A 26,938-nucleotide genomic window follows, 5' to 3' on the forward strand; every position below is an offset into this window, starting at 1 on the left:
TAGCCTAAAAAGGCATTATTTTTTCTTTAGCCGGCGATGATATCCACATAGTTTTCATAAACTGATTTTCCATTCAAACCCAGATCTGCTTTCTCACGAAGAGTCTTGCGAGTCTCCGAAAAAAATGCTGCAAGATTATTCGAAAAATACCGCTTAGGCAGATAAGGTTTTCCCGAGTGAGCGTAAGACGGTTTCCCTTCTATCACCGATTGATTTAAAAGTGCACCAGGTACAGCTTGTGCTACCCTATCAGCTGCGAAGGACGCATCAGCCCCATTGATATTAATCCTTAAAAACGCATGTTGTAGCAATGGGTGATTGATAGAGAATGCTGGTCTTTTAAACCGATCTAATAAATTATCTGGTAAAATAATTTTAAATTGTTCGTGTGCACTCGAGTGCCTTTCATAAACCGCGAGTATAGCACTAACATAACTGTCTAAATCCTGGATGCCAGGATGAAGACCAAAGCGTACTTGTACATTAGGATGACCAGGCAGCTCTGCCAATAAGCATTCTAGAAATCCTATATCAGTTATAACAGGTTGTGTTGTACTACTTACAAAAGCCAATGTTGAACTCGTCGATACCTGCAACCTCTCTCTAATTTCTTCTGAATTTCGTGTTGAGTCGTATGAGTATGCATTATTTAGGCTCAAGTGGCCGGTAATATGTACTTTACTTACGTCATCGATCTCAAAATCATCGATTGCGTCAGCTAATGGTAATGCCCAATGAACATTGGGTTTGCTTTTTAATTTAGGCACGTATTCCCATAAACAATGAGTCTCGGGCTTAAACATAAATTCATAGGCCATCAGGATGGGCGTATCTTCCAAAGCTTCTGCAATTTGAAAAGGGATTTCATTGCTTACCGAAGGCACACCAAAATAAGCATAGTTTATATTTTTATCCTTGATATACTGAATGATAATATCAAGTTGGTCTTTTGTACAAAGTCCTACAGAAAAATTTTCCACACTTAATATTTCAGAGAGCGTATGTTTTAGGACAAGCGATGAAGACTGAAAATTGCTTATACGTTGTTCTGCTGTTTTAGTGAGTGCAATAAGAAGCGTTTCATTTTGACCTTTCTGCTCCATGGATTTGATCGTATTCAATGCTAAATCTGTATCACCTATACTACTAACAAAAAACGCTACCCTCACAATCACCTCACTGGCTTAGCTTACTTTTAAAGTGCTCAATTATAAAACATCTATCATTTGTTTGTAAACTCAATCAACAAGTGTCTTTGGTTTAAATTAACCCAATAGAGCCTACCGGATTAACTGCATCATAATACGTGCTGTTGCGCCCCATACAAAGTGAGGAGTAGCGGTGTATTGATAACTTTTAATAGAAAAACCAAAGCGGCTAACCATTATTTCCTGGTAATTTGAAGCCTTGCTCACATCGTTCATTGACAAACTAAAAATATCGGAAACTTCATTATTATCAATGGAATAAGGAGCGATTGTTTCAATGGAGGATAACCAGGGATGAATAATATACCCGGTTAAAGTTCGTTCAGGGGTCATTGGCCTTATGAGTTGGACACGTTGCGATGAAATACCCAATTCTTCTTGTAATTCTCGTAAAGCAGTCTCATACAAATTTGCATCACCCTGTTCCCATTTTCCACCAGGGAAACAAATTTCACTGGGATGATTACGCAAATTAGCGCTTCGTTGAGTGAGAATTAATGAGTCACTAGCGCGTTCATAGAGCACAATCACCGCTGCTTGTTGTTCCGGGTTTTTTCCCCGTTCACTGAAGTCCATTAGTGATCGCTGCTATTTTAGTGAAACATTCAAGATATTCGTCTTCCCAATCAGAGTCAATAACAATCCCGCCACCTGCCGCCAGATGCAGCACGCCATTGCGCGCGGTCAGAGTTCGAATAGCAACATTCGTATCAAAGCGTCCGTGTTGAGAAAAATAACCAATGGCGCCACAATAGATGCCACGTCCGTGTTGCTCCTGCTCTGCAATGATACGCATGGATTCCAGTTTAGGCGCGCCTGTAATAGAGCCACCGGGAAAACAAGCCTGAAAGACGTCTAAAGGAAATTTACTTTCCAGACACAGGGCTTCAATATGACTTACCAAATGGTGAACTGACTGATAGCTTTCAACTTCACATAAAGCTCGTACCTGAACAGAACCCGGCTGTGCTATTTTACCTAAATCATTACGTAGTAAATCGACAATCATAACATTTTCAGCCCTGTTTTTAGCGCTTCTTACTAACTTTTCGCGTAATTGATTATCCAATTGCGGATTTGAGGAGCGTTTTTCAGTGCCTTTGATAGGGGACGTAAGTAAATAATTCTTTTCCATCATAAGAAAACGTTCTGGCGAAAAACCAAGAATATCCGCCTCATCAGTTCTAAGAAATGCAGCATAAGGAACCGGATTATTCATTCGAATCTTTTTGTAAATCACCCAGGCATCCCCTCGATAAGGCGCATTAAACGATTGCGTATAATTAACCTGATAAGCCCGCCCTCTTTTTAAATCCTGATGAATGGAATAGAAAGCATCCTGATACTCACTTTTAGACAGCATTGGCGAGAATGGTTTCTCAACGGTAAAAAAATCGAACTCCTTATTAGTTTCCTCCCAACGAGCCAAAATTTCCTTTGAAATCTCTGCTGTTTCTAAACGATCATTTGCTGCAAACAAACAAACCTGTTGCAAATGGTGATCAGTAATAATTGCCCAATCATACATCCCGATATCGACCAAAGGCATATCTTGAAGATTGGTCTGGGGAGAAGAAGCCACTCCTGCCAACCAGGTGGCCAGATCATAAGAAAAATAACCTATCGCACCGCCTTGAAACGGTAAATCAATGACCGATTTTTTTCGCGGAAGTAACTGCTGCAGGTGCTTGAACACCTGTTGTTTATGATCTGATTCACGAGGAAGGATTATTTTTTCATAAGGAAAAGCACTAAGGATATCATAGCGTCCCACTGTTTTATCACTGCTTTCTAAAAGAACAAAACCCGGCAATTTAGCCAAATTTTGGTAATTATTTAGTAAATTCTGGTTGTAATTCAAATTAAAAACACTAAATTTGCTCACAATTTTCCCATTTTAAGCAAGGAACTATCTATTTTCTCTTCTTTCCGAGATCAAAAGCCCCTGAGAATTATAATGAACCTCAGTATACCATTGAGATCTATAAAAAACCTGTCAATACAGATAAAGTCAACAACTGGTTTTTGCAAAAAATTATGAGTATTCTATGCCATACGTTGTTAACAAGGAGACAGGCTGTGACAACAATTGCTCGATTTGAAGTACCTTTTATTCAATTCATCAATGAAAATGGTGAACCATGTAACTCTTTACCTTCATTGATTAATGACCAATCAATACTGAAAGAGCTTTATCGCGTTATGGTACGCGCCAGAACTTTCGACAAAAAAGCCATTGCGTTACAACGTACTGGAAAAATGGGTACTTATGCCCCGATTAATGGACAGGAGGCTATTTCAACGGCGATTGGTCACGCCATGCGACCTGAAGATGTGCTGGTTCCTTATTATCGTGATTATGCCGCACAGTTTCAGCGCGGCGTTAAAATGTCTGAAATTTTATCTTATTGGGGTGGCGATGAACGCGGCAGCCAATTTGCCTGCGGTTCTGAAGATTTACCCATTTGCGTACCTATTGCTTCACAGTGTCTGCATGCCACAGGAGTAGCCTTTGCTTTCAAGTACCGTAAACAGCCTCGTGTTGCCGTGGTTTGTATTGGTGAAGGAGGAACCTCAGAGGGTGATTTTTATGAAGCAATGAATGTTGCAGGAACGTGGAATTTACCTGTTGTTTTTGTCGTTAATAATAATCAATGGGCTATTTCTGTCCCTTTATCAAAACAAACAGCAAGCCCCACGATTGCTCAAAAAGCAATTGCTGCCGGTTTTGATGGTATCCAGATTGATGGTAACGATGTAGTAACCTGTCGTCATGTTATAGGTGAGGCCATTGAAAAAGCCCGTTGTGGTGAAGGACCTACTCTGGTCGAAGCATTAACTTATCGGCTTTGCGATCATACCACTGCCGATGATGCTTCCCGTTATCAGCCGCGTGACGAAGTTGAAAAAGCAAAATTAAAAGAACCTGTTAGCCGTTTTAAACATTATTTGGAACAACGGAAATTATGGGATAAATCTCAGGAGGACACCTTAAGCAAACAATGCGCGGAAGAAGTCCAGCAAGCTGTCGAAGAGTATTTGGCTCGTCCCGCGCAATCGGTCGCCAGTATATTTGATTATCATTATGCTGAATTACCAGAATACCTCATTGAACAACGTGCAATAGCCATGGAGGAAGCGGCTCATGCCTGAAATAACCCTGATTGAAGCAGTGACACAAGCCTTGGCGTACGAATTGGCTCAAGATGAAAATGTTGTGGTTTTTGGTGAAGATGTCGGTAAAAACGGTGGGGTTTTTCGCGCTACTGTCGGTTTGCAGGAACGTTTTGGCGAGCAACGTGTTTTTGATTCTCCTCTGGCCGAATCAATGATTGCAGGACTTGCCATTGGTATGTCCTTGCAAGGATTAAAACCGGTGGCTGAGTTTCAGTTCATGGGATTTATCTACCCCGCTATGAACCAAATCATCTCCCATGCAGCTCGCATGAGAAACCGGACACGAGGTCGCCTGCATTGTCCTCTGGTGTTTCGTGCCCCTTTTGGTGGAGGAATACGTGCACCAGAACATCATTCTGAAAGTACAGAAGCGTTGTTTGCTCATATTCCTGGTCTACAGGTCGTCATTCCCTCCTCTCCCAAAAGGGCTTACGGTCTCTTGCTTGCTGCAATCAGAAATCCTGATCCGGTTATTTTTCTGGAACCCAAACGTATTTACAGACTGGTTAAACAGCCGGTAGAAGACAATGGCCAGGAATTACCTTTAGGTCGATGTTTCACTTTACAGGAAGGGGAAGACGTCACCCTCATCAGCTGGGGCGCCAGTATCTATGAAACAATGCAAGCGGCTAAACAATTAGCTGAAGAAGGCATTTCTTGTGAAGTGATTGATGTAGCAACTATCAAGCCGCTGGACATCGACACTATTTTAACCTCAGTTGAAAAGACGGGTCGCTGTGTTATTGTGCACGAAGGTGCAAAAACAGGCGGCGTAGGCGCTGAGATTTCTGCTCAGTTAATGGAAAACGCGATGACGGATTTATTAGCCCCCGTACAACGGGTAACGGGTTACGATATAGTGATGCCCTATTTCCAATTGGAAAAACATTATATTCCCAGCGTTTCCCGCATTAAAGACAGTGTCATGAACATAATGGAGTAATAATGAAAATTTTTAATTTACCTGATCTCGGCGAAGGATTGCCTGATGCTGAAATTCATGAATGGTTTGTTAAAGAAGGTGATTCCGTTACATTGGATCAACCCTTGGTATCCATGGAAACAGCCAAAGCGGTGGTTGACGTTCCCTGTCCGCAGGGAGGAACCATTATTAAATTATTTGGTAAACCTGGCGATGTTATAAAAACAGGCGACCCTTTGGTCGGTTTTGAAGCGGTAGAAGCTCCTCGGGCAGATAAAGGTACTGTTGTGGGTAACCTTGAGGAAAGTACCGATGTCAGTGATGATCATTTTATTATTGGTTCAGGACGCACGCCACCTCATCGAGCGAAAACAACACCGGCTGTTCGTTTATTCGCAAAAAAAATGGGGGTAGATTTAGCAACCTTAAGCGGTAGCGGCGAGCATGGTTTAATTACCCGTGAGGATGTTCAAAAAGCGGCGGAAAAACGAACTCAATTGCCTGAAGGATATGAGGCTCTGCGAGGTGTTCGCCGTGCCATGCTCAATAGTATGGTCCAGTCACACCAGGAAGTAGTCCCCGTCAGTATTTTCGATGAGGCAGATATTGAAGGCTGGACTACAGAAAGCGATATCACTGTGCGATTAATACAAGCTATTGTGTATGCCTGTCAACAGGAACCGGCCTTAAATGCATGGTTCGATACGACACATGGCGCACGTAAATGTTTTAAAGAAGTGCATCTGGGTTTAGCCATGGATAATGATGAAGGACTGTTTGTGCCTGTCATCCATGATGCAGCATCTTGTTCAGGCCAGCAGTTGCGTAAAATGATTAATGACTATAAAAAATCAGTAAGTGAGCGTGCTGTAGCACCTGAAAACTTAAAGGGTGCAACTATTACGTTATCTAATTTTGGAAAATTTGCCGGCCGTTTTGCCAGTCCAATTATAGTCCCTCCTATGGTTGCCATTTTAGCAGTGGGTCGTTTATATCAGGGAGCTATTGTTAATAATAACGGTAAAATTGAATCTCATCGCTTATTACCATTGTCTTTAAGCTTTGATCATCGAGCGGTCACAGGCGGAGAAGCCACCCGATTTTTAGGCGCGGTGATAGAATCTTTACAAAAAAATTAAACCTCTTACCCAACAAGTTTTCTCCTTGTTGGGTTCAAATTGTCAGGAGTGTTTCTCCATCAGGATATACTTCTGGCCTGGTTTTATTTTCTTGCATATAAAATAATGGAGAATAGAACAAGTCCCATGCCTGTTAATTCAAGTGAAGTTAACCCCTCCCCCAGAACAATCCAGGCAAGGATGACCGTTGCAATTGGCATGATGGCTGTGGAAAGAGAAGCCATTATTCCATCAACATGTTGGGCACCTATAAACCAAAACACATAAAATAATCCGGAACTTAATCCGATAATAAACAAAATAAACCAGGTTACCCTATGGATATTCATTGGTTCCCAAGGTATAAGAAATAGTACTGGCAATAATAAGAGCGCGTTAATTCCATTAAGCAATGCGGATGTTAAAAATAAAGGCAGACGATTTGCGTATAGTTTACAAAGCACATAGTAGGAAGCCTCTGGCAACAAAGCCAATAAAACAATGCCGTCACCAAGAAAAGAATGGGAATCGCTAATCCCGTTTAATTTATCATAGGCGATAATAAAAAGTCCTATTGTAGCAAAAATAATACATAATGCCTTTTGAGCCGATATTTTTTCATGCAAAATAAACCATGAGAGAATGGCAATAAGTGCTGGTAAAACACTGGTAATGATGCCTGCTACATTCGCATCAGTATAATTTAATCCGGTAAGCATCAGAGAATTAAATAAAACGCCAGCCGATAGGGCCTGCGCAAAGATAAAAAGCCAATCTCGATGTGTCAGCTCGGAAAAATAAGTTGCCAGCGAATTTTTTCGGGAAGCAGGGTTTGCCCAGTGTAAAGGAAGCAATACCAACGTTGCCAATAAAAAGCGAATTTCTAATAAAATTAATACTGGAATGGAAGAAAGAAGCAGCTTTGAGGTAACAATATTTACTCCAACCATAGTTTGTGCCAAGACAAGAAAAACTACCCCTTGTATAAAATAATTCTTTTTCATCATATTTATTTCTTTGTATGGATTGGATAGTCTCTATCCGGTTTTTAAAAATCGGACAACTCAGCATGGTTCTTATTTTGTTGAGATTACACTTAATCACAGCATTAAGGTTCACATAGAATACTATAAAAATAAAAGGCGAAGAATATCTTCTAAAAAAATGAGTAATTCTGATTTAAAAAATTTATAATCATCTGGTTTGTTTTTTGATAAATAAGATTTAAAATCATCCTTTACTTTATTACTCCACTACAAAGCTCACGAATTTAAGTGAGATGAATTCACTTTGAGATCAATATGACAGACAAGATCTTTTATTGGCAAGGAATAATGGGCGATACACATATTCTTGCCAAATATAATGACGTAATTTCCGCCCTGCTTTCAGGAAACTATGCTGAAACGGGCCTGGATTTAAAAAAAATGAAAGGCTATCGTGTTTATAGCGTACGAGTCAACAAATATGATCGTTTATTGTTTACCACAGTTGAAATTGCAGGCAAATCACATCTTTTATTATTGGAAGAAATATTAAATCACGATTATCAGAAATCAAAATTTCTAAAACCAGGTGTATTGAAGAACTATCTGGAGAAAAATGCGGAAGCAATTAGTGAATCCATTCGCCATGATCATTTCGAAGAGGAATTGCCAGACCCTTTGAATCTACCCAAACCGGATAACGAAAATAAAGAAAATTTGGTCTATGCTCCTGTGGAATATCATAAGAAAAAATTTATCATTCTCGATGAAATTCAACAAAATGCATTACAAAATTTATCTGCGCCACAGATGTTGATTAGTGGCCCTCCCGGCTCAGGAAAATCATGTGTTTCTTTATCCCTGTTAGCCCATTATGTTGATTCACAAATTGATCTGCTGAATAAAAAAATTCTTTATGTGACCCAATCGCTACCTTTAGTCTATGCAATGCAGCAAATGTGGCAAGATCTTCCTCAATCTCAGGGACTAATATCAGATAACGTTCAATTTAAAACCTATCGGATGATAGTAAAAGACTATCCGGAGGCGGCCGGAATGACTTTTGCTGAGATTTCGAACGATGAAAGCTACGATCAACCGAATAAAAAAAATTTTTATTCTTGGCTACCCACCTACATTCGCGATTATCAAATCCTGGTAAAAACTATAAAAAAAGGAAAACAAAAGGACAATAACGATAGAATAACTCTTCCCTTGGTAGAAGATCATTTTCTGCGTCCCGAAAATCACGAGCGAATTTATCAGGCTTTTCGTATTCATTCTTTCACCTTGGAAGAAGAAGGTAAAAAATCCTTGCTTTTTACCAAGGAACAAGAAATAAAATGGATAGCGGACGCCTATCAAGCTTATTTAACTTATCTTAGGCATAATCAACTCATTGATCCTGCTTTCTTTCAGCTAGAAGTTACGCCCATCTATGATTTAATTGTAGTGGATGAAGGACAAGATCTGTCACGGCAACAACTTATACTGTTATTTAAAATGGCAAAAGATGGAAAAATTTACATCGCTCTTGATCCTCATCAAAGTTTAGCAGATGCCAAATCAATACGGCCTTTCCTTTTACAAATGTTTCCTCAGATAATTCATGTAGAATTGCCTGCCTCTTACCGCTGCCGAGAGTGTGTTTTTCCTCTGATCAATAAAATTATCAAGATTAAGCATAAAATTGCTGGCGGTATTGCAGACAAAAATGCATACCTTGAAATACGTCCTGGTAATCAAGCGCAAGAAAATTCAGGGCAACTGGTTTGGATAGACAACAAATTATCTCCAGAAGACCTGGCATCCATCCAGCATATGACCAGGGGAGCTGATTTTGCGATTGTGACTCATCCGCAGTTTAAAAAAGAAGCCGCAGCCCGTTTTCCAGGAGCCTCTTTAATATTCGATATAACAGAGATTAAAGGGCTTGAGTTTAAAAAAGTATTAGCTTATCGTCCGTTAGACCTTGATGCGTTCACCAAAGTAAATGCTGCGTTTATTGAGGTAGAAACCAGTGAAGAAAAAATTCATCGTGCCAAAGAAGGCAAAGCTAACGATACGCTTACCCCTTTCCTGAATCAATTAATTACAATGTTTACACGCGCTGAATTTTGCTTATTCATCTATCAGGATGAACGTCATCAAGTGAAGCAGCTTATGACTGCACTGCGCTCAACCACTCAGCCGGCAACCTCTTTTACTTTCTCTCATGCGAATGATAATGATTGGAACTCCGTAATCCTTCAATTAATCCATAATGGAAAAATTAAATCTGCAAACAGGTTGATTGAAGAAAAATTAGAAGGGAAACCAGACGAAGTAATTCAGGAAGCGTTAAAAAATCATGAGCAAATGCTCAACTTACATCTCAGAGAATCTCCACCGGTAATAGAAGACTCACCACCCTTCCTTCCTGTTAAATCCAGGAAAAAGAAGAAATTATCAAATACAGAAAAAGAATTACTCTATCAGGCAGCCAGTGAAGGTCGGCTGGAAGTGCTTCAAGAATTATTATTAAAAAGAAGAGTTAATCTGAACACCCTTAGGGATGATTCCGGCAATACTTTACTTCATATTGCAACCATTACCGGCCAAGTAACCATTGTCAAAGAGTTAATACATAGAGCAGCTGACGTTTTTATAAAAAATAATGCCAAGGATACCCCGGTTCAGGCTGCCCTGAAATTATTAAAATCCACTAAAAAAGATTCTGCAATCGAAATCAACATTAAAGATGCCGTACGATTTCTATTACCTCTTGTTAAGCAAAACGAAATCAACGTGGCTGATTTTTATGACGCGATTAAACATGGAAATATAAAAAAGGTAGCCTTGGCATTATCTCAAAATGAAGAGTTGATTAATCAATGTGATGGAGGAATGTATCCTCTTATGTGGGCAGTTGGCTATGGTCATCCAAAAATTGCCGAACTATTACTTGAAAAGGGTGCTAACCCTGATTCACAGAGTATCGATGGTTCGACAGCACTGATGTATGCTTGTAACAATTGTAGTGACGTAATGGTTAAATTGTTGCTTGAAAAGGGAGCTAATCCTGATTTACAGAACAACGAAGGGATGACAGCACTCATCTATGCAGCAAGAAAAGTCGGGAACGTTAAGCTAATGGAATTACTACTCCAAAAAGGAGCTAAAGTGAGTACCGCGAGTAAAACAGGTATCACAGCTCTTAATGTTACGATTCACCTGATTATTAATTGCTATTCACAAAGAACTGTAATTTTTCCACAGCTAAGAAAAAGTGTGAAACTACTTTGTGGATACGGTCTGAATTCAAGAGATATTTCAAATTCGATTTCTTCTCTGCAAAATGCAATAGAGGCAAAAGAACAGAAGGAGCATTTATACCCGTTAACAAATAAAGCCATAATGAGTGATTTAATTCATAGTTTAAAATCTGCACTTTCTTCCGGCAATCATTTAAAAAATGCTATTGCCTCTTCTCATGGTATTTTTCAACCAGAAAAACAAAAAAACGAACCAATTGGAGTTAATTTGCAATCTGACAGTGTAAGTGTAAAAACTACGTAAATAATTATAAGTCTGATCTCCGATGATATAGAGAAAATAATAAGATCCTGCAATACCCATATAATGGGGTTTAAGTACTTGAAAGTAAAACGACCCAATCACTCCAGTCGTTCTACTTTCTAACGCGTGACTAGTGGTTCAAGCATAATGATCGTTTGTGATGCTTCGATTACTTCTCATTTATCAATTAAACCATTTCTGTTAAATCATCTTCATTTTTTATTTTATTTTTTATTTTTGCAGAAAAAGGATCGTTTGAATGACGACGTAACTCTTCATCAGCAAAATCATCCACCGCGATTACTGCCTGCCTTGCATATTCAGCCTCTTTCAATTGTTGGGCCTCCTTCGCATCAAGAATCCCTGCCTGCTGAGCCTCATCAATTTGCTCAAGTAAAGTGAGTGTATGCAAGACCCCTTCTTTAACAGCACGACTCACTTTCTTTTCAAGTGCTTCAACGGCAATGATTTTATAAAAAGTTTCTTCAAGACGCCCCAAAGCGCAATTAGGCAATGATTCGGTAAAAACAAATCGGGTTAAACGCGATCGGGAATCATTAGGTCTGGTAAGTATATGAGCTAATTGATGGCCTAGTTGATCAGAGGGCCTTAAGCGTTGACTGCCAAAGGGACGAAGAATTAATTTCAGCACAATACGAGCCCAACGCAAGGGAAAATTTTCAATAACTCCCTGAATGGCCAATTCCGTTTCATGTAATAATTGCTGACAAGACCATTCCAGAAGTGGAATATCCTCAGCAGGTTCCCCATCATCGTGAAAACGTTTAAGAACAGCGGATAGTAAATATAAATGACTTAATACATCACCCAAGCGGGCAGAGATTTTTTCCTTCCGTTTTAATTCGCCACCCATAATAATCAGGGAAAAATCAGCAAGAAATGCCAGGTTAGTACTATAACGATAAACAAGTTGATAATAACGTTTTGCAATTCCTTTGGGGGTAAAAGTAAAATGAGCATCCGTAAAAGCAAAAATTAAGGATCGCGTTAAATTGGCCAGTATAAACCCGGCATGCCCCCAAAATGCTTTATCAAATGCCTTGAGATCATTTTCTCGAACACTTTCCAATTCCTGAAACAAATAAGGATGACAACGAATAGCTCCCTGTCCAAAAATAATTAAATTACGTGTTAAAATATTGGCTCCTTCCACTGTAATACTAATAGGCGCATTTTGGTAACCACGCCCCAAGTAGTTATTAGGGCCTAAACATATGCCCTTGCCACCATGAATATCCATTGCGTCCATAACAACCCGACGAGCGCGTTCTGTTGTATTATATTTCAATATCGCTCCCGCTACCGAAGGTTTGGCACCCTGATCAATCGCAGCAGCAGCCATTGCCAAAGCAGCGTCAATAAGATACGTATTTCCGGCGATGCGTGCCAAGGGTTCCTCTATTCCCTCAAAATTAGCAATGGGCTGATTAAACTGCTTACGAATCATTGCGTAAGCACCGCTGGCCAAAGCACCCGCCTGCGTCCCTCCGGCAGCACTGGAAGGCAAAGAAATAGCACGGCCAGCACTTAAGCATTCCATTAACATTCGCCAACCGTTACCAGCCATGGCAGCGCCGCCGATCAGGTAATCCATCGGGATAAAAACGTCTTTTCCTTGCGTAGGACCATTAAGAAAACCTGTATTCAATGGAAAATGACGCCGCCCTGTAATAACCCCCGGTGTGTCCGCAGGAATTAATGCACAACTGATTCCCACATCAATCCCTTTTCCTAATAGATTGTCAGGATCAAACAGCCGAAAGGCCAAGCCAATGACTGTCGCAACCGGACACAAAGTAATATAACGTTTATCCCAGTTAAGACGAATACCTGATACTTCCTGCCCATTAAACATCTGGCGACATACAATTCCCTTATCAGGGATTGACGCCGCATCAGAACCCGCATTAGGCCCTGTTAAGGCAAAGCAGGGAATTTCTCGTCCATTCGCCAGACGAGGAAGATAAAATTCTTTCTGTTCTTTGGTGCCATATTTTAATAACAATTCGGCCGGCCCTAAAGAATTAGGCACAGAAACGGTGCTTCCTACTGTTACAGAGCGTCCATAAAGACGAGCTAAAATGGCCACCTGAGCTGTAGCCGAAAAATCCAGACCACCGTATTCTTTGGGAATGATCATGCCAAAGAAACCCTTTTCTTTGATAAATTGCCACATTTCAGGCGGCATGTCGGTACGGACATGAGTAATATCCCAATCATCAATCATACGACATAATTCGTTAACCGGGCCTTCGATAAAAGCCTGCTCTTCGGCCGTTAATTTGATGACAGGTGTATTAAGTAATACATTGAAATCAGGCGAGCCACTGAATAAATCACCTTCCCAGCTCACTGTTCCAGCTTCCAGCGCTTCGCGCTCGGTAGAGGACATTGCGGGCATGCTTTTGCTGATAACAGCAAATAAATGACGAGACACCAGATATTGGCGTAAAGGTCTTATTGAACTCAATACCAATATTGCAAATATACCCCACAATACTGTTTGGGCAATAAAACCAGGAGAGCCATATTGCTCCACTAATAAGGCCAATAAAGTATAACTAATAGTCCATACCATTAAAGAAGCTTGCCTTGTTACTAAAAAAAGACCCGCGGACAATACCAGTAAAATAATCAGACCATGTAGCACTATTTTCTCCTTTGACTATAATCCCTGTTAGTTATGTTTATACACCCGATTCTGCGCTCTGGCGCCCTTCCAATTCGCCTTAAGTCAAAATCTCTACCCGCGGCATTACCAAGAGTCTGTTCTCCTATTTCTCCAGTATAGCATCCAGTATTGCAAAAACCTGTTCTGCGGTTTTCTCTGGATATTCCATAGGAAACATATGCGTCCCTTTGATTTTATAATTAGAAATATGATAGTACTTTTTCATATAGCGTCTATCAAATCTGTCCACCACCTTGCTTTCATCGCCATAAATCAGCGCTGCGGGAACAGTTAATTTTTTTTCATAGTCAGATAGACTATGAGGAATTGTTCGGTAAATTAAATATTCGATATGTCGATCAAAACGAAGCACATAACCTTCTTCTTTTTTTTCCAGACCGTAATCAATATAGTCCTGCAAACAGGCATCAGTAAACGTTTTAAATAATTCCTTGCTTTTTAGATAGCTAATAAGCTGTTCTTTATTCTGCCAGTGCTCCTTGCGCCCACGAGTGCGGTAGGCTGGCGTTATTCTATCAATGACACCAAGCGCTTTCGCCAGACGGACAACATTGGATTTAAAGCGACCAGGTAAAGGCGAATCCAGCATCACTACGGCTTTAAAAAGAGAAGGTTGTTTTGTTGCCGCTAAAAGACTTAACGCGCCTCCAAAAGAGTGGCCTACAGCAATAACTGGCTGAGTTGCCTGTTCCCTGATACTGTTAATTATTTCCTCAACTAACAACATCCAATTGTCTGTTACCGGAAACCTGGGGTCGTGACCAATTTTATCGATATAGCAACAATCATAGCGAGTTTGCAGGCAATTAAATAATTGCCTGTAACAAAGGGCAGGAAAACCATTACCATGAGCGAAATGAATCAGATCTCTCACTGGATCACCAATTTTTGACTTTCGCGTTTAAGAGACAATAATGCAAAGCAGAAATACAAGGCACCCAGTGCTGATAAAATAATTCCTAATCCGGCAGGAACCCAGTTTAATGCCATCAGAACCCATAAAATGATCATGGACGGCGTGATACTGACAAGCAATAATCGGCAAGCCTGTTTGTATCCAACTGGAAATTTCAGCAGATAAGCTACCAGTTGCCCCATTAAAGCCACCGCCAGAAAAATAGTTAAAAATAGTGAGAAAAACATAAAAGCAATCATTGGATAGAGCAAGACTGTAAAAAAAATCTTTAAATGCCTAAGCTTTGATGCCTTCACCCATTCCTTTCCTACAAACACCGTATTAGTATTTTTATCAAACGTATACACATTGACGGGCATGTCGGCTTTTGTTTTGTCTGTCTCTGCAAAGAAAAAATGAGGTGTAGGGAAATGATAAAAAAACTTGTCTTTGGTGATAAGCGATTGTAAATGAGGATAAGTCTCATTAATTGTCGTTACTGCCCCTGTCGTATCTATTATGGAAACAATCTGATTTTTTTTATTCTTTATAAAATAAGGCATAGGCTTATCAAAAGATACTATACCGTTTTGAATATAAACCGCCGGTAATTGTTCCAGGGGTTGGATAAGATCTTCATTAAAGAATTGATTAAAATTAATTGCGGTACGTAGGTAAAACGGGATTGTTACAATGAGCATTAATAATAAAAAATAAAGTACGCCAAATCCCTTCCAACGTTTTCCTACATCAATGTATAAAAGGGGATTAAAGAAAGAATGATACCATGCCTGCCAATAACGATAAAATGGCCGATCAATATCACGTAACTCCTTATTGTCCTTAGTCACACCATCCTCCTAGCCGTAAACCCGTTTTCTGATGGAATAGATTAGCTTTATTTATCACAAGTTCCAAGCCAAGGCGATTATCAACGATTTCGGTATCTCCAGATGCCCTTACCGCAAAACGTGCTTTGCCACAAAGGCTAACCCCTTGAATGAGTTTATCTGCACCCATATCGTCAATAAATTCTACCTTGACAGGGATAGTTTTTTCTTTATCCGGGGAAACAATATTTAAATGTTCGGGTCTGATTCCTACAACCACTTCTTCATTATGAGAAAGTGTTTTTATTGCCAAGGGTAACGGTAACTCAATACCAATATCCGTTTCTATTTTATTCGTGACAGAATTTACTTTAGCCGATAAAAAATTAATGGGATAATGACCTGTAAAGCTGGCAACAAAGAGTGATGCAGGTTCTTTATACAAAGTCTGGGGCGAACCAATTTGTTCGACTTGCCCATTATTTAATACTAAAATGCGTGAAGCCATAGTCATAGCCTCTGTCTGATCATGCGTTACATACAATAATGTGGTATTTAATTGCCGGTGTAATTTTTTTATCTCTTGTCGCATCTCCGCTCGAAGTTTGGCATCCAGATTAGAAAGTGGTTCATCAAATAGAAACACCGCAGGAGAACGTACAATGGCTCGTCCCATAGCCACTCGTTGACGCTGTCCGCCAGAGAGCGCCTGGGGTTTGCGTAATAAATAATCGCCAAGTTGCAGCAATTCGGCTACTTCATTAACTTTTTGCTGAATAAGTCCGGTTTTCATGCCTCGCATTTTTAAACCATAAGCCATGTTATCAAAAACAGTCATATGGGGATAAAGCGCATAGTTTTGAAAAACCATCGCCATATCGCGTTTGGCAGGTGGAATCGAATTCACACATTGGTTATTAATTAAAATACGCCCGGCGCTTACCGTATCCAAACCCGCAACCAGACGCAACAATGTTGATTTACCACAGCCTGAAGGCCCTACTACAGTGACAAACTCGCCTTTATCTATACTTAGATTAATTCGCTCAAGAATTTTTTGTTGAGCATGAAATTTACTGACTTCTATTAAATTAACGGTAGCCATTAATGTGTTAACCCTTTTTCAAACCAGCGTTGCATGGTTATCACTACCAGACAAGGCGGTAATAAAGCAATCAGAGCAATAGTCATAATGTAATGCCATTGAGGCACTTCGTCTGCGACTCCTGCCAGATAATGAATTCCCATCACAATGGTAGCCATTGAACTATCTGTTGTAATCACCAACGGCCAGAGATACTGATTCCAGCCATACACAAACAGGATGATAAATAACGCCGCGATTTGCGTTTTAGATAAGGGTAGCAGGATATCCAGAAAAAACCGAACTGGCCCTGAACCATCCAGTTTGGCAGCGTCGACCAACTCTTTGGGAACAGTTTTAAAAAACTGTCGAAATAAAAAAGTAGCCGTTGCTGAAGCCATTAATGGCAACGTTAAACCGGCAAAACTATTCAACCAGCCAAACGAAGCAATAACCTGAAAAGTCGGCACGATTCTTACTTCCACAGGCAACATCATGGTTGAAAAAATTAAAGCAAAAGAAAACCGTTTAAAAGGAAACTCAAAATAAACCAGAGCAAAAGCTGACATTAACGCAAACATTATTTTGCCGGCGGCAATCAAAAAAGCCATGAGCAAACTGTTCAACAAGAGTTGCCACACTGGTTGACCTTCCGCGGCAACAAGCCCCTCGGTGAGTACAATTTTAAGATTGTGGAACAATGCGGTACCTGGCCAAACAGGTAATGGAGCCTGCATCATGGCCGTGCTTTCATGGCTGGCAGCCACGATCGCCAAATAAAGAGGCACGAATAAAAGAATAACAAAACCTGACAATATACTATGGATCAACCAGCTTTTCATATTAATCATGCGTAATGAACCTTTTTCTCCAGATAGCGAAACTGAAGCAACGTCAATGAAATAACAACCAGCATGAGTATGACAGATTGAGCCGATGAACTTCCTGGGTCCATTCCAATAAAACCATCTTTATATACTTTATAAATTAAAGTAGTACTGCTATTGCCCGGTCCTCCATTGGTCATGATATCAATGATGCCAAACGTATCAAAAAAAGCATAAATTAAATTCATTATTAATAGAAAAAAACTGGTTGGAGAAATAAGTGGGAAAATAATTTGCCAAAAACGTCGCCATGACGAAGCGCCATCGAGTATTGCTGCCTCAATTAAAGAAGGGGGGATCGCTTTGATAGCCGCAAAGAAAAAAAGAAAGTTATAACTGAATTGTTGCCAGCTTGCTGTCAATATCACCACAAACAACGCTTGTTTGGCATTAACCAGATAATTAAACTGAACTCCAAAACTTTGCAAACCCTGTGCCAGCCAGCCAATAGAAGGCTGGCAGAGAAAACGCCATAAAATAGCGGCAACAGCGGGCGCAACCGCATAAGGCCAAAGCAACAAGGACTTATAAATAGCCTGACTTTTCCAACGACTTTGTAATAAAACGGCTATCAGCAAACCGAGACTCATGGTGATTAAAGTCACAAAAAATGCAACGATTAACGTAACCCATAAGGCCCGTCCATAGCCAGGATCGTGTAATAAATCTAAAAAATTTGTTAACCCGGCAAAACGGTTATGCAAACCAAAAGAGTCACTAAAAAAAACCGACTGAACCACTGCAGAGCATGTTGGCCAAATAAAAAATAGTAACGTAACCAACATCTGTGGAAAAATAAACAATAAGGCTATTTTCTTATGGTGAATATATTTTGCCATTCAACAATCAGGTTGTTAATCGAATCACAAAGTATATAACGAAGACTTTTCGTTTTGCGAGTTAATCTTTAAAATTGATTCCAAAGAGTATTAACTCGCATCATTCTATAAGCTGGTTTTTTATTTTTGATTAAAATATTTTCAATAAGCTCTTGTCATAACTCAAGTATATCGATAAAGTTCAAGCATTATGATACGTAAGGGATTGCTTATGCGTTGTGTATTAATTGATAATCCAGGACAACAGAGCCGCCTGGTTTTTAGTGAACGACCAACCCCCATCTGTGGTCAAAAGCAACTTTTAATACGAGTAAAAGCAACTGCATTAAATCGTGCTGATTTGATGCAACGACAGGGAAAATACCCCCCTCCTCCTGGCGAATCAGACATCCCCGGAATGGAAGTTGCCGGGGAAGTTGTAGCGGTAGGTTCTCAAGTCAAGCGCTTCCAGGTGGGTGATCGTATTTATGGTTTGGTCGCAAGTGGAGCTTATGCGGAGTATTGCTGCATACATCAGGATCTTGCAGCCCCTATTCCCGACAATTGGGATTTCACTTATGCGGTAGCTATTCCTGAAGCATTGATGACAGCTCATGCAACTCTTTTTTCTCTGGGTAGATTAAAAGCAAAGCAAACTTTATTAATTCATGCGGCAGGTAGTGGCATTTCCTCGCTTGCTATTCAAATGGCGAGTTATAAAGCGGCTAAAGTGATTACCACAGCAAGTAGCGCAGAAAAAATTACCAAGGCGAAAAAACTCGGCGCCTCCCTTATTATTAATTACAAAGAAGAGGATTTTGTCACAATAATTGAAGAACAATCGGTGGATTTGGTAGTTGATTTTATCGGCGGAAATTATTTCGACAACCATTTAAAACTGCTTAAACCTCAAGGGAAATTAATACAAATTGCCTGTATGCAAGGTCATCTTGCCGAGTGTAATCTGGCAACGATTATGAAAAAACGCTTACAAATTATTGGTTTCGTTTTACGCCCACAAACCATTGCTGAAAAATCAAAATTATGGCATTCAGCCCAACAACTTTGGTCTGCTGCTTTAGTGGAGCAGTCTATTATTCCTGTAATTGACTCTGAATTTAAATTTGAAGAATTGGAAAAAGCGCATACTTACATGCAAAATAACGCACATTTTGGAAAAATTGTTATACGAATATAGCTCTGGTCTAATGATGTGAGTCAATAATATTTTAATCAGTTAACTTGTTGTTATTATGTGCAAATTATCTGACTTTTTACTAGACAAAGCTATCTAACTTAATTTTTTGATTGCAGCTCATGATTTAACTTTGAATTTCAAATAAACCTTATTTTATTATTATGAAATTCGCGTCAATGGCTATTTTTTGTTCGGTGCAAAGCAAAATTCCAGCCTATCTGACTCTATTAAATTTTCTGTTTTCAGTAATTTTATTTGGCATGTATGTAAAATAAATGGAATTGTTTAGTATTCAAAATTTAGATGCGTTTACCCTGCCCTGACCACACCAATTAGAATACAATTGAACCACAGTTGCTAATAAGTAGTCACTGAGTTTATTTCAAAAATATTGGATAAATGGGCTTATCAGAATCACGTGACTTTGGATTGTTCAAGACCTGGAAAACCAACAGACAACGCGTTCATTAATTCAATATAGGCTTTAATTCGTCCTATGGAATAAAGTAAAAATCCAGCCTATCTGTCTATATTAAATTTTCTATAAGATTTTAATTTGTTTAATGCTTCTTCAATTTTTTCAAGCTGTTGCAGACTGTTAGTTTTCGCTTCAAAAAAGCGCCAGCTGGTTCCTTTTCTTGAAGAATTGCCATACATATAGGATAAAGGTACATTAAGAACATCAAAGAATTTTTGTTTATGACCGCGATGAGTACCTAAAACAGGTTTAGCTCCTTGAATTGCTGTCTGGCACTTGTCGACATAGTCTTCTGAAAAATTAGGGGCTATTTTAAGAAAATCAGTAGTATATTGCATCAGTTTCTCATAAAGCCCTAAACTGACTTGTGCAGCATTGACATATGGCGGATTTTTAATTCCTTTTATCGTCTGTTGGCAAGCAAGTAACTTTAATGATTCCAATTGATATTGTATTTCTGGCATCGGATCTTCTGAATTTTTTCTGAGTCGATGATTATGTTTTTTCTCCAGTGATTTTAGCCATTGATCTCGATCAGATTCTGATAAATTTTTATGGATCAATGCGCGCAGAGTTTGTTTTAAATCAGTTTCTGAATTAAGAATAGCCATTAATTGCTTTGAAGACAGTAACTTCCAACTTTCTTCATTAGTAGTTAGTTTAAGCGTCTGCCTTGAGATAATCTCTGTGTATTGAGGCACTTTATTTACAGCTACTTTTTCCTGGAGCTTTTCTGACTGACTAAAATTGCGCTGTTTATCAAATGCTTCTAATACTACTATTTTACCAGCGAATTCATTAAAATCTCAGTTGAGCAAGTGTTAAACTTGCTTTAAAGAGTGTTGCAGCATCAACATGAAAAATCTCTCTGCCATCAGTTAGAATAATTTCATCATTTTCGTGGAGATAGCCAGTAATAAAGGCTGTTTGGACAGGATTTTGAGAAGACGATCCTGCATACTCTGAAATTTCATCTCTGGCAAAAGTGACGAGAGGAAGGTTTCCCTGTTGTAATTCATGAATAAGCTCCTTTAAGAAAGCGTAATAATCCTCTGGGTTGATGTCTAAAACATGGGTTTGATAATTGAGCGCTTTACCGCTGTTTACCCATTCTTTTAACGCCGAACTTTGCTCTTCAGTCAGCCGTATTATGGGCGATGTTTTAGGTTGATGTTGCTGCCAATGCTTCGCCCATCTGAGTAAATCCCGAAAGCACAAAGAAGGATCCTGTTTTTGTTCTTTTATCAAAGTTTCCACCATCTCTCTGGCAATTTTTTGCGGCATAGAATATTGCTGGATGAGAATTTCGATCATATTTTCCAAGGAGTAAGGTTGCAGATAAACATGCTGGAGTCGATGCTTTATAGGCAAGGTAGTGGCTTTTCTGCCTTTAAAGCTAATAGGGTTTTGCGTACCTAAAAGCAAAAATCCGGGCTGTTTAGCGGGTTGATTAGCCAAATCATGGCCTTCTAACAACGCATTGAGCAATCGTTCTAACATAGGGGAGCTATTGATTTCATCAATGATGACAATTTTTCCTTGATGAAACGCATTTAAAAGAGCCTCTGTTTTTTCTTCAAACCCTAACGAGACTGGTATATGAATAAAGTCTTCGGGTTCGCGAAGCCCTTGAGATACCAATACTTTAATGAGGAGATCACTTTTACCAATCCCTGGTTGTCCTTCAAGCACAAGGCCCCCCAAACCTGGTTGGCTGATAAGATCGTTGCATCGTTTTTTTCTTAAACCAAGCTGCCAGGATAAAGCACGTAACGCTGGCTCATTCGTATCATTTATTGTGAAATCTTGCAAATTTTCCGCAGCAATAAGTGGTTTACCGGGTGGCGTGTAAGGAGCAAACAACGGCCAGTCTGATGAGGGAATATGATTTTTTAAAATATCAAAACTAATTTGCTGCACCAAGTCCTGCAAGGAAAGTTTATCATCATAAAGAGCCTCTGCTAACTGCCTTATCATCAGATATTCTCTCGGCGTTAAAATAAGCTGATTGGGGTAATGTTGCTTTATGCGTGCTTCAAGTTCCAGGATAAGAGGCTTAATGTTATTGGGTAATGACAACAACTCCAAAGGAATCGGTAAGAATTCCAGGATAGGATGAGGATTCTCAAAGAGTTTAGGTTCACGACGTTCACCACCATAGGTAGCCGGATTCCCGGCGAAAATTACTTTATGTTTCGCGCTTAGAGGATAATATTTTCCCTGGTGAAAAATTGCAGGTGGATTATTAAATAATCCTTGGAAGCAAGACCAATTTTTGTGAGTTATATTAGCTTCGTCAATGAATAAAATGGCGTATTTATTTTCCTCCTTTACGGAGGTATTTAACCAGTCTTCGATGCTTTGTTCACCGTACAATACTTGATGCGAATTTTTAAGCGTTTTTTGGATAAAACTGGTTTTCCCTACGCCCGTCACACCTTTCAAAAAGATAAAGGGGGCTTCAGCCAGGCCCTTTTCTACAGCAGCCTGTCTATCGGCAAACTCAACAAGCAGGACAGGATTATCAGTTAGGGGTTTTGGCTTATAGAAGGCTGAAGGAATAAGACTTGGGAATTCATTTTTCTCTCTACCTATAATAATAAGGGTTCCTGCTGGATCTTTTTCTTGAAAGCGTTGCGCTAAAAGTGGGTGTAAGGCTTCTTTAAGTTCTTCAGTCCATTCCCCTTTTAATACGACAGTCCGGTTTTTTTTAAGCTTTTTCTCCAGAAATCCTGGCTTCTGTGTAAAATGAAATTGCAGATTTTGTTCTTCAAAATGGGCATTCACGCTGGGAAGCAAGTCTGCTACATCCAGTTCGCTAATATCAATAACAAGAGCATCCTGTGGCAATTTTTCTGGCTCATGAATTAAAAATTGCGTACGAGGAGATTCTTTCCAGTACTTGACTGGTAAATCTTCTGGAGGGTTTAAAGATTCTAATAACGTAACTTGCGGCCCCACATGCATGACAAGATTTTTATGATGTGCTTTGGCACATTGAGTTAAAGCATACCATTGATTCCTTGATAAAGGTACTGTTAAATAAATCGGTATATTCTCGTCAGAAAAGGACTCGATAAGCCCTGACGCTTGAGTAAGATGGTGTTCTTTATCAACCAGGTAGTCGCCAAGGAACTTGCTTAACGTGCCTGGATTTAAGACAAAATAATGGTCTGGTAAGTCTTGGTCAAGCGACCATTGAATGCACTTTTGCGCCGCTTCAAAATCAATAGCTTGATAAAACAGCAATTCAGGTTCTTGCGGATGATTGAGTTTAAAATCATGCACAAAACGTTGGAACTCAGGGTCCTGGATGGGGGGATTTTTTAGTACCAGGCGTTTTGGCTGGTGTGAGAGTTTATCTTCCAATTTACCGGGCTGATAAATGAGTTGATTTTGCTGCATGGTCCAACAGCCCTTGAGGTGGGCGTTGAAATGCTCAATTCCTGCCAGCTCAATGACAGCATCATTTGGTTCTAATCCATCAATAAAAGGAGTAGAAATTTGATCTGGCGGTTGTTCCAGATTATTAATCACCTGGTCAAAGCGAGAATAAAAATCAGCGCCTTTGTAGGCATCGGGCGCTTCCGGATTGATAATGCCTATTAACTGGCAAGGCAGGTCAACGCCATCAACATGGGGTTTCTTATCATACATTCCATTAAATTGAACAATGTCCGCTGATGTAAAACGAGAGTAGTCAATAATAATGAGTGCTTCAGGATTGGCCTGCATAAAATCATAGAGGGCGCCGCCAGGACCCTTGCGAATAATACCTGTATTATTATCCTGTTTTTCAATGAACGGCTTTGAACATTTTAATTGTTGTGGATCACTGATATAAAAAACGGGTTTCTTTGTTTTTTGACAGAGTTCCTGTAAATGATAGGCATAATTTTCAGGATGACTCGTCGTAATAAGGGTATTTGCTTTGTGATTGATTAAATTAAAACCCAATGAAAGAGAATGTTCACGGCGCAAGGGAACCCTTACTGCTCTTTGTTGTAATTCTGAATTTTTTTCCTCTGGAAGATCATCCGTAAAAGTTGGCTCGGTCAATTGATCACTTCTGCTGGAATTTGGCAAATCATCAAATGTTTTCTCATTCATCACAATATTGGAGGGATACCCTCCTAAATCACAGCGCACCCAGGTATCATTGTAAAAAACTTCAGCGAAAAAGTGACAGTCATTGTCAATAATATTCACTGGTATATAGGGAAATTTTTGGGTCATGAGATCTTTAAACGCAATCCCTCGATGACGACAAGCCCCTACTTCCAAAGCGACAATAGCATTTATGAAATCTTTACCATTTTTAAACCCTGTAGAATCAAATGAGTCCTGCTTATAATTTCGGAATTTTTTGATCATTTCCTGGATTTCGACTGGAAGTTCCGTGATCTGTTTTTCTTTAAGAGGCGCATCGAGTTGGATCTGTAAGGAGATGGTTTTAGAAAAAAAGACCTTGGGCGCTCTGACATAATAAAACCCATCGTACGGGTTTTTGCTAAATTCAAGTTCTATATTGGAGTTAGTATAAAATACTTTTAATTCTTCTTCGGAGCTTACTGAAGGGATAGGTTGCCATTCTTTATTGACATTCATTGAGAATATTCCTAAATAATGGGCCTGGTGTCTTCCTCCTCGTAGTTTGCTAAACTCTTCTTTTAAAGGCTTTGTGCTTTTCCGAACTGTTTCGTTTTTAGTAAGACCTTTAATTAGGCTTACTGGTCGTAATAAAAAGGGGGCGCTGGTATTGTTGGTAAACTCTAATGCATTAAAAGCGCGTAAGCGCAGCTTCGATGGCTCTGGTGTGTAAGGGCTGCCTATGAATTGGCGTGTAAGATTGTAGGTTTGTTTTTTGAAAGAAGTATCTGCATCGAACGTTTCGACTTTGCGCCTTTTAACGAAATTCGTATGGTTAGTATTTGCTGAATTGCTCTCAGAAAGAGCAGAATGAGTTGATCTGCGCTGGTAATTTCGCAACAACCTCTTGGCATTCTCTGGAATAGGGGCTTTTAATAGCCCTTCTAATAGCTCTTCTAATTCCTCATCTTTGAAACTTTTAAGCTCTATTGTCCTGATATGAGGAGCCTGTTTTAAAATATTAACAAGCACTTCAATAAGCACTTCGGTAGGGTCCTGACTGTAAGACACCTCAAGTTTTTTAAGATGTGGAAAATTAAAATTAAAATTAAAATGACCATCCCAATCTTTAATGCCGCATCCTACAAACTTAAGCTCTTCCAGATGTTCTGCTTTTCCTAAAAGGCACTGTAGATGAGTACAACTAAATCTATTAAATTCAGCGCTAAACGTTGTAAGATAAGGCAATTCTATGCTACCTAGCGAGATTGGCTCACCTAAATCTGAGTTTGCGAGCTTCATCGTATGAAGAACTTTAGTTTTAGTCAAAACAGCAAGGAATAATTGAATATCCCCATTACGGGTAGAGCCAAACGTCAAGTGTCTAAGATGCGAAAAATCAAGTTCCTCTACACTGCCATTTATCATCTCGCAATTAGGGCCAAAGGAGAGCGCTTCAAGATAAGGAGCACGAGTCGATATTTCTTGTAAAGACACTTCGCGTTTAGCTTTGTTTTTAGGGTCGCCCAAAATAGTAAGGGTTTTAAGATGTCGAAAATACGCATTGTCCGGGATAATCTCTCGGTCAAAAAAATCGATTACAAGCTCTTGAAGAGACTTCGCACTCACTAAAATGGCGTGCAAAGACTCGTTATTTACCTGGGTATGTTGTGCATTAAATTTGATAAGATGCGAAAGATCCAAATCATTTAAATCACCTTTTAATAGTTTTGTATAACGTAAATCAAGCTCTTTCAGGCAATTCGATTGAGCTAAAATAGTTTGTAAAAATTGACTATTAATGATTGTGCAACTTGATAATTCTAGTTTTAAAAGAGAGGAAAAATTTGTATCTTTCAAGGAAAAATCCAATTCCATATGATATAAATTTAACTCTTCAAGGTGATTCGATCGAGCTACAATAGCCTGTAAAAATTGAGTATTTTCGCAATTACTTAAATCAATTTTTTTAATAGAGGATAGATTAATCTGTTTCTCCCATTCCAAATTATCATTTTTTATATCACTCAGATACACTTCTTCAAGCTGCTGCCCATGAATCAGAATTTTATGGAGCAAAGCATTAGTATATACGCTACGCGTTAAACTTATTTTTTTAAGATGTGTAAAATCTATTTCTTCCCAGGAAATGCTTTCTGTGTTGCAATTATATAAATATAACGTTTCAATATTTTTAAGCTTCTTTAAAAGAATTGAAAGAAAATGACTGTCTTCACAGGAGTTAATATGCAATGTATTTAAATCGCTTAAATCAAATTGACCGATATGGCTTGAATCGTTTGCCAAGAGTTGAGCAAGGCGTGTTTGGTTTTCTTTACTGAGACTTTCAAAGGTAAGCGATTTTATTTTATTTCCCTGTTTATGAAAAAGATCTTGAAGCGTTTCAAAAGAAACATATTTCTCGTCAAAGACAACAGTATGATAAGGAGTGAAAAACTCCGTAGTAAAATGAAGAGAATCCAAGGCAGAAAACTCTTCTTCAGACATGAGTATCATCTCATCTCTTGGGATAATTAATGTGCTGGTAACAAGGTCTAGAGGAGGACTGGTAGCATTCTTCAATTCATCGTTACTCTTTAAAAAACAAGCCTGATGTCTGGAATTAAAATAAATACATGAAAAACCCATGTTTATTAAAAAATTAACAGGACTGAAATACAGATCTTTTTCAATCCCAATAGGCAAAAACAGCGGTAAAAATACCAGAGTCTTTTTTTTCAAAGTTTCCATACTTAAAGCACTATGGATAAAAGCTGGTTGATTATTTAATAATCGCTCGATACTAATACAATTAGAAGGAATGGTTGAAAATGCATTTTGTCTCTGACTATTTTCACATAAAAAGCTGTTTTCAGTAATTTTATTTGGCATATATGTAAAATACAATATCTTATTGCGTAAATATAGCCCAACAAAAGGCTTCGAGCAAGCTTCAGTATGATGAATCACTTCACTA

The 26,938-nt window shown here is 39.1% G+C and carries 17 protein-coding genes; 5 read left to right on the forward strand and 12 right to left on the reverse strand.

The window, feature by feature from the left end; genetic code table 11:
• Positions 1-26: 26 nt before the first annotated feature.
• The 3 genes from T345_RS0107490 to pabB all read right to left on the reverse strand — a co-directional run bounded on the left by T345_RS0107490 (position 27) and on the right by pabB (position 3,093).
• The gene (locus tag T345_RS0107490) at positions 27-1,103 is read right to left on the reverse strand and encodes a hypothetical protein (protein WP_211249731.1); all 1,077 of its coding nucleotides are present in this window, start codon (positions 1,101-1,103) and stop codon (positions 27-29) included.
• Between the two features lie 177 nt (positions 1,104-1,280).
• A complete protein-coding gene (locus T345_RS0107495) occupies positions 1,281-1,784 on the reverse strand; it encodes an NUDIX hydrolase (protein WP_028388796.1) in 504 nt (167 codons plus the stop codon).
• Complete coding sequence (gene pabB, locus T345_RS0107500; RefSeq protein ID WP_028388797.1) at positions 1,771-3,093, reverse strand: aminodeoxychorismate synthase component I; 1,323 nt, start codon at positions 3,091-3,093, stop codon at positions 1,771-1,773. Before pabB ends, T345_RS0107495 begins: the two co-directional genes overlap by 14 nt.
• A gap of 194 nt (positions 3,094-3,287) precedes the next feature.
• Between pabB and pdhA the strand changes: the two genes are divergently transcribed.
• The 3 genes from pdhA to T345_RS0107515 are packed head-to-tail and all read left to right on the forward strand — an operon-like array spanning position 3,288 to position 6,446.
• Complete coding sequence (pdhA, locus tag T345_RS0107505; RefSeq protein WP_028388798.1) at positions 3,288-4,361, forward strand: pyruvate dehydrogenase (acetyl-transferring) E1 component subunit alpha; 1,074 nt, start codon at positions 3,288-3,290, stop codon at positions 4,359-4,361.
• A complete protein-coding gene (locus T345_RS0107510) occupies positions 4,354-5,328 on the forward strand; it encodes an alpha-ketoacid dehydrogenase subunit beta (RefSeq protein WP_028388799.1) in 975 nt (324 codons plus the stop codon). Before pdhA ends, T345_RS0107510 begins: the two co-directional genes overlap by 8 nt.
• A gap of 2 nt (positions 5,329-5,330) precedes the next feature.
• Complete coding sequence (locus tag T345_RS0107515) at positions 5,331-6,446, forward strand: dihydrolipoamide acetyltransferase family protein (protein ID WP_028388800.1); 1,116 nt, start codon at positions 5,331-5,333, stop codon at positions 6,444-6,446.
• Between the two features lie 83 nt (positions 6,447-6,529).
• Here the strand turns inward: T345_RS0107515 and T345_RS0107520 are convergent, their stop codons facing one another.
• Complete coding sequence (locus tag T345_RS0107520; RefSeq protein ID WP_423202097.1) at positions 6,530-7,429, reverse strand: DMT family transporter; 900 nt, start codon at positions 7,427-7,429, stop codon at positions 6,530-6,532.
• Positions 7,430-7,726: 297 nt separating this feature from the next.
• Here T345_RS0107520 and T345_RS0107525 point away from each other — a divergent pair, with 297 nt between their 5' ends.
• Positions 7,727-10,969, forward strand: coding sequence for an ankyrin repeat domain-containing protein (locus T345_RS0107525; RefSeq protein WP_084273762.1), 3,243 nt, complete (start codon positions 7,727-7,729; stop codon positions 10,967-10,969).
• Positions 10,970-11,156: 187 nt separating this feature from the next.
• Here T345_RS0107525 and T345_RS0107530 read toward each other — a convergent pair whose 3' ends face one another.
• The 6 genes from T345_RS0107530 to T345_RS0107555 form a co-directional block, all read right to left on the reverse strand.
• Positions 11,157-13,640, reverse strand: a complete 2,484-nt coding sequence (locus T345_RS0107530) for an acyl-CoA dehydrogenase (protein WP_028388803.1) — start codon at positions 13,638-13,640, stop codon at positions 11,157-11,159.
• 124 nt (positions 13,641-13,764) lie between these two features.
• A complete protein-coding gene (locus tag T345_RS0107535; RefSeq protein ID WP_028388804.1) occupies positions 13,765-14,556 on the reverse strand; it encodes an alpha/beta fold hydrolase in 792 nt (263 codons plus the stop codon).
• A complete protein-coding gene (locus T345_RS0107540) occupies positions 14,553-15,428 on the reverse strand; it encodes a DUF1189 family protein (protein ID WP_028388805.1) in 876 nt (291 codons plus the stop codon). The genes T345_RS0107535 and T345_RS0107540 overlap by 4 nt, the downstream gene beginning before the upstream one ends.
• Complete coding sequence (locus T345_RS0107545) at positions 15,421-16,512, reverse strand: ABC transporter ATP-binding protein (RefSeq protein WP_028388806.1); 1,092 nt, start codon at positions 16,510-16,512, stop codon at positions 15,421-15,423. The genes T345_RS0107540 and T345_RS0107545 overlap by 8 nt, the downstream gene beginning before the upstream one ends.
• Positions 16,512-17,333 (reverse strand): sn-glycerol-3-phosphate ABC transporter permease UgpE, encoded by an 822-nt coding sequence (gene ugpE / locus T345_RS0107550; protein ID WP_084273763.1) that lies wholly within the window; start codon positions 17,331-17,333, stop codon positions 16,512-16,514. Before ugpE ends, T345_RS0107545 begins: the two co-directional genes overlap by 1 nt.
• 5 nt (positions 17,334-17,338) lie before the next feature.
• Positions 17,339-18,217 carry an ABC transporter permease subunit gene (locus T345_RS0107555; protein ID WP_028388808.1) on the reverse strand — a complete coding sequence of 293 codons (879 nt, stop codon included), beginning with the start codon at positions 18,215-18,217 and terminating at the stop codon, positions 17,339-17,341.
• A 211-nt stretch (positions 18,218-18,428) separates the two neighbouring features.
• On the opposite strand from T345_RS0107555, the gene T345_RS0107560 reads away from it, so the two are divergent.
• On the forward strand, positions 18,429-19,394 hold the full coding sequence (locus tag T345_RS0107560; RefSeq protein WP_028388809.1) for an NAD(P)H-quinone oxidoreductase: 966 nt from the start codon (positions 18,429-18,431) through the stop codon (positions 19,392-19,394).
• Positions 19,395-19,913: 519 nt separating this feature from the next.
• On the opposite strand, the gene T345_RS0107565 is transcribed toward T345_RS0107560, so the two are convergent.
• On the reverse strand, positions 19,914-20,573 hold the full coding sequence (locus T345_RS0107565) for a hypothetical protein (RefSeq protein ID WP_131777753.1): 660 nt from the start codon (positions 20,571-20,573) through the stop codon (positions 19,914-19,916).
• Positions 20,574-20,670: 97 nt separating this feature from the next.
• Complete coding sequence (locus T345_RS0107570; protein ID WP_028388811.1) at positions 20,671-26,853, reverse strand: midas domain-containing protein; 6,183 nt, start codon at positions 26,851-26,853, stop codon at positions 20,671-20,673.
• Between the last annotated feature and the right edge of the window lie 85 nt (positions 26,854-26,938).

It is taken from the genome of Legionella fairfieldensis ATCC 49588, from assembly GCF_000621525.1.
Taxonomy (GTDB): Bacteria; Pseudomonadota; Gammaproteobacteria; order Legionellales; family Legionellaceae; genus Tatlockia; species Tatlockia fairfieldensis.